The following is a 541-nucleotide window of genomic DNA, read 5'->3' on the forward strand; positions in this document are numbered from 1 at the left end:
GCGCCGCCGCCGAGCCCGCCGGCACCGCCGGTGCCCCCGGTCCCGCCGGCGCCACCGGCGCCGGCATTGCCGGCGTTGCCGACGAACCCGGATTTGCCGCCTCCACCGCCGGCACCGCCGCTGGTCGCAATGTCCGGAGCACCGGCGCCGCCGGCGCCGCCGGCACCGCCCGAACCGAACAGCAGTCCGGCATTGCCGCCGGCCCCGCCGTTCCCTCCGGCGGTGTCCAAGCCGTCGCCGCCGGCTCCGCCCGCCCCGCCTGCCAGGCCGGACGTGCTGCTGGTCGCGCCGTAGCTGCCGATCCCGCCGGACCCGCCGTTGCCGAACAACCAGCCGCCCTGCCCACCAGCTCCGCCGGCGGACCCGAGGCTGACGGTCCCGTTGGCGCCGTTGCCGATCAACGGACGCCCGGTCGCGGCCTGGATAGGCGTGTTGATGGCCTTGAGCACCTGCTGTTGCACGGAGTGCAGGGGCGAGGTGCTTGCCGGGGCGTTGGATCCGTCCAGCCCGAGCAGTGCTCCACCGACGCCGCCGGCGCCGG

The 541-nt window shown here is 77.1% G+C and carries 1 pseudogene; it reads right to left on the reverse strand.

The window, feature by feature from the left end:
* Nucleotides 1-541, reverse strand: a pseudogene (locus AO501_RS38250) (PE family protein); the annotation flags it as partial.

This window comes from Mycobacterium gordonae, assembly GCF_001417955.2.
Classification (GTDB): domain Bacteria; phylum Actinomycetota; class Actinomycetes; order Mycobacteriales; family Mycobacteriaceae; genus Mycobacterium; species Mycobacterium gordonae_B.